The organism is Microcystis sp. M49636_WE2, assembly GCF_030065375.1.
Lineage (GTDB): Bacteria > Cyanobacteriota > Cyanobacteriia > Cyanobacteriales > Microcystaceae > Microcystis > Microcystis aeruginosa_C.
This window is the reverse complement of sequence record NZ_JASJFG010000684.1, coordinates 1-4,576: the sequence shown is the minus strand read 5'-3', so window position 1 is coordinate 4,576 and position 4,576 is coordinate 1. Positions and strand designations below refer to the sequence as shown.

Sequence of the window (4,576 nt, the reverse complement as noted above, 5' to 3'; positions counted from 1 at the left end):
TTAGTTACCCTGAAAACTCCCCCTTTATTGGTGGCAATTTTGGCTTCTATGTACCGTTATCTAGCTGTTTTGATCGCTGAATTTAATTCCATGCGAAGGGCAGCAATTGCGCGCAATTTAATGAGTAGTCCCCGATGGCAACGGTTGCTAGTGGGACACATGATCGGCGCTTTATTTATCCGTACCTACGAACGTGGCGATCGCATTTATCAAGCCATGTTATCGAGGGGTTACACCGGTTCCTTGCCTTCTATACGGGTTCCCCAAAGCAAGCTGAACGATTATCTCGCTATAATTTGCACAGTAATTCTGATCCTCTGGGGTCAAATGGTACATCTACTCAGTTAACACTCCCGTTGCCTAAACTTGAAGCTAGATTGACAACCTGTTGCAAAAAAAGCCGTCCTCCGCTACGCTAAAGGACGGGGAACCTTAAACCCAATTTTTCGGTAAAAGTCTCGTTTTTCATGCACCACAACCCGATTTTTATTGAAAACCTAGTTTATACCTATCCTGACGGCACAGAAGCGTTAAAAGGTATTAATTTAGCCATTGAAGCTACGGAAAAGGTGGCTTTGGTAGGGGCCAATGGATCGGGAAAATCCACCTTATTACTGCATTTTAACGGTATTCTCCCGCCGCAAACCGGTAGAATCACCGTCGGTCCGTACCAAGTTAAACCGGAGAATTTAGAAAATATCCGCAATTTTGTCGGTTTAGTCTTCCAAAACCCCGACGATCAGCTATTTATGCCCACTGTCTGGGAAGATGTGACTTTTGGACCGATGAATCAGGGTATTCGGGGAGAGGATTTAAACCATCGCTGTCATCATGCTTTACACGCGGTGGGATTGGATTCCCAGCATTACGGTAAGAGAAACAGTCAGAATCTATCGGGGGGTGAAAAAAAACGCGTGGCTATTGCGGGGGTTTTAGCCATGTTGCCGCAGGTATTAGTTTTTGATGAACCTAGCGCCCAACTGGATCCCCGGTCCCGTCGGCAATTAATACAACTGTTGGCCACTTTACCCCAAACTCAAGTGATCGCCACCCATGATCTCGATCTGGCTTTAGAACTATGCGATCGCACGGTGGTTTTAAGTCGTGGTCAGGTGGTGGGAGAGGGAGAAACCGCTAAGATTTTAAGTAATCGGGAATTTTTGGAAGAACACGACCTGGAAACACCCCTTTGTTATAGTCGTCCCTACTGTGCGATCGCTGATGCCCCCTCTACTGACGTCTGATGCACAATTTTGAGATTTATTATCGGTTTCTTGCATAGAAGAGAGGACAAAAGCGAGCAAGTCTGACATTCTTAGGATAGGTAGCACGAAAATCGAGGCCATTTCTCACGATGCAAGCTCTGCTAGAAAAAGCTCAGATAGCGTTGAATAAAAAGGACTGGGAGACAGTAAACGCCAGCATACAGCGACTTTTAAACCAAAAAGATGCGATTGAACCGATTATTAACGATGAAATCCTCGATTTAGCCCTAGAAGCCTTACAAAAATGCGATTTTCAACAGCGATGGGAGATAGCTAAACTATTTCCTCAAATCGGTCAACCGGCGATCGCTCCTTTAATTGCCCTGTTAGAATCCGAGGAACAAGATGGGGAAATGCGCTGGTTTCTGGCGAGAATTCTCAGTCAATTTGACGATCGAGCCTGTATTCTCGCTCTCAGTCAATTATTGCAAAGATCGGAGGAGGAGGAACTCAGCCAAATGGCTGCGGCTGCTTTAGCTAATATCGGCAGTTCTGCCATCTCTAGTTTAGGACAATTACTGTCCGACTCGAACAGGCGTTTTTTAGCCGTACAAGCTTTATCACAAATTCGCCGGCCAGAAATTATCGAACCGCTTTTAACCGTAGTTAAGGATGAATCTAGCGCCATTCGGTCCATGGCGATCGAAGCTTTAAGCAGTTTTCACCATCCCCAGATTACTGCGATTATCCTCGATGCTTTACAGGATCCAGCCATCGAGGTGCGACGGGAAGCAATTAAAGCTAGTAGTTACCTAGGGACGAATTATCCCCAAGCAGATTTAGTTAACCATCTGCAACCGCTGTTATTCGATATCCACCTTGATATCTGTCAAGAAACTGCGATCGCTCTCGGTCGTATCGGCACAGCAACCTCAGCTAAAGCTTTAAATCCACTGCTGCAATCTTCCTTAACTCCCGATAGTTTAAAATTAACTGTAGTACGAGCCTTGGGCTGGATCGAGGACGGAGAAGCTTTAAATTACCTAGAAAAAGCTTTATATAGCGAAAATGTCTTGATTTGTCGGGAAATTATCGCTATTCTCGGCCGGCAAACCTGCCAGAAATTACGCCGACAAGCAGGGGAAATTCTCGGTAATTTTTATCACTCCCGTCCTGCGATCCTCGGTGATACAGGAGTTAAACAGTCTCTAGCGATCGCTTTAGGAGAATTAGATCGGGATAATAAAAGTATTTTGCTGACTTTAGCAGCCGATGGGGAGGCGATTGTCCGTCTCCATGCTCTCAGCGCCCTGAAAAAGCTAGATCATGGGACTATATAGCTAATTTACCGCTGCACAGATGTGGTGAATTTGTCAGTGATCCGCATCCATTTCCCCAAGGATAGCGTTTAATTTCTCCTGCGCTTCTTAAGCAAATTGGGCATTAATGGAAAAATTGAGGCTCTCTTATTCTTTGTGTGATAAGTTTAACTTATATATTAGTGATCGATCTTTGTGTCCTTTGTGTCTCTGTGGTTCGTTCCACTCACTGCCCCAAGACTGTATCTTAGAATACATTTTAGCCACCAAACCTAAGAGAGCCATCTATCTGATTAGTTAAAGCTAAAACATATCTTTCTACTATTACTGATCACTTACTAATAAATGATTCTAGCTGATAGCTGATAACTAAAAAACTGATTACTGATCACTGATCACTGATTTAAGGTCTTTGCAGGAAGATTAATTCTTCAACGGGGAGGAAATCATAGTATTGACCTTGATTGGCTAAAACTGCGATTAAATGGAGACGAGCATCGGGTTCAATGTGTAATCCTTCCCAGGGGACAGCAATTTCCAAACATTGATTAAAAGAAGCTTTGGCACTACTAGGAACTCGTTGCCAAGTAAAATATTCTTGAGCGAATTCTAACCAAGTAAATTCCGTGATTAAATTTATTCCTAGATGATGATGATAACCGTAATCGAGGGGCGATCGAGGGGGAATATCTGCTAAGGGAATTGGACTTTGCAGACGATGCACTTCATCATAATACCAATATAAATGCACTTCAGGCGGGATATCTTTGCCTAATTCTGCCCCCGGTTTCCAATCGAAACGCAGATAAAAATTGAGGTGATCCCAACCGAAAAAGAGTCTTTGCACTAAGGAAGTTCGGTGCATTGTACCACTGGAGCCGCCAATTTCGATCCGTCCAGCTTTATCCCAATCCTGTTCGTCCCCAAAACCGTCGATAATGGGGTGAATGAAAGCCATCGGACGATTACTTTGTTTATCCCCGTGTTCTTCCACCGGTTCGAGCAAATAGGAGGGAATTGGCTCATTTAAAGCTTGATAAAGAGTGATCAGGTGTTCGCGGAAAAGTTGATCAAAAATTGCGTCATGATTGGAAGAATGGCCATAACCAAACCACCAAAACCAATCGGAACCTTCCGCTGCATACAATGCTTCCCACGCGTCGGGGTTATTATCTTCCGTCGCTTCCGGGTGATTAGCGAGGGTTTGACGGGCTAAAATTAGATATTCCCAAGCTTTATTTTTAGCGGGATCGCCGATCCAAGTGGTAAAATTGGCATCGATCCAAGAGCCGCTATGAAGTTGATGGCTGGGGATTTTTGCATTAGCGGGAAAGCGATCGAGATATTCCGAGACGGTGACTAATTCGATCGCTTGGTGGTCGCTTAAAAGTTGATAAAGGTTCTCTAGGAAGGGTAAACCGTCTTGATGATAGTTTTCCCAACAGTTTTCGCCATCTAGCGCAATGGTAACTAACCAGGGTTTTTCTAGGGTCGTGGTTTCTGCGTTGGTTTTCAGTTGTTCGGCGATCGCTTCTAGGTGTTTAACTAAGTCTGTAGCGGCCTCTTGCGCTTTCATGCCACTATAGCTAAATCCGATCAGATCCGAGAGACGATGATCGCGGAAAACCATCGATAAATTGCCGTTGCTAGTTTCCAGACGGTAGGGACGATAAAGCAATTCCGGTTCGCTAATATTGCCTTTTTCGTCGCGATGAAAGTAATGTCCCAGGGACCAACCTAACACCCCCTCATCGGAACATAACCACTGAAAACCCTGTTTAGCGATTGCGGGGAGAATCGCGGGACTAACGGATTGTTCCGAGGGCCAAAGTCCTCGAGGATGTTTATCAAAGCGATCAATATAGATTTGCCAAGCTTTCTGGAGATGGCGCGAAATATCTTCAGGATAGCGGAAATATTGCCGAGGAAGGGTCATATTCGGCACTGCTACCCGGCCGGCTTCCGAGTTGGCCAGCAGGGGTAAAATTGGATGGGTGTAGGGACTGGTAATGATTTCTAGTTGTCCGGTTTCCTGCATTAACCGGTGTTGCG

General features: G+C 44.9%; 4 protein-coding genes. 3 read left to right on the top strand and 1 reads right to left on the bottom strand.

The window, feature by feature from the left end; all coding sequences use genetic code 11:
* From PX484_RS15725 to PX484_RS15715, 3 genes are all read left to right on the top strand, one after another.
* A partial coding sequence (locus tag PX484_RS15725) for an energy-coupling factor transporter transmembrane component T family protein (protein WP_288104652.1) occupies positions 1 to 348 on the top strand: 348 nt, incomplete at its 5' end.
* 119 nt (positions 349 to 467) lie between these two features.
* On the top strand, positions 468 to 1,244 hold the full coding sequence (locus PX484_RS15720; RefSeq protein ID WP_002799905.1) for an energy-coupling factor ABC transporter ATP-binding protein: 777 nt from the start codon (positions 468 to 470) through the stop codon (positions 1,242 to 1,244).
* A 110-nt stretch (positions 1,245 to 1,354) separates the two neighbouring features.
* Positions 1,355 to 2,545: a HEAT repeat domain-containing protein gene (locus tag PX484_RS15715; protein ID WP_287766507.1), complete on the top strand. Its 1,191-nt coding sequence runs from the start codon at positions 1,355 to 1,357 to the stop codon at positions 2,543 to 2,545.
* 382 nt (positions 2,546 to 2,927) lie between these two features.
* Here the strand turns inward: PX484_RS15715 and PX484_RS15710 are convergent.
* Positions 2,928 to 4,576: glycoside hydrolase (locus PX484_RS15710; RefSeq protein WP_288104647.1), on the bottom strand; the 1,649-nt coding region annotated here is incomplete at its 5' end.

Coding starts and splice junctions, on each gene's coding strand:
- PX484_RS15720 (WP_002799905.1), top strand. CDS start 468: ATGCACCACAACCCGATTTTTATTGAAAACCTAGTTTATACCTATCCT.
- PX484_RS15715 (WP_287766507.1), top strand. CDS start 1,355: ATGCAAGCTCTGCTAGAAAAAGCTCAGATAGCGTTGAATAAAAAGGAC.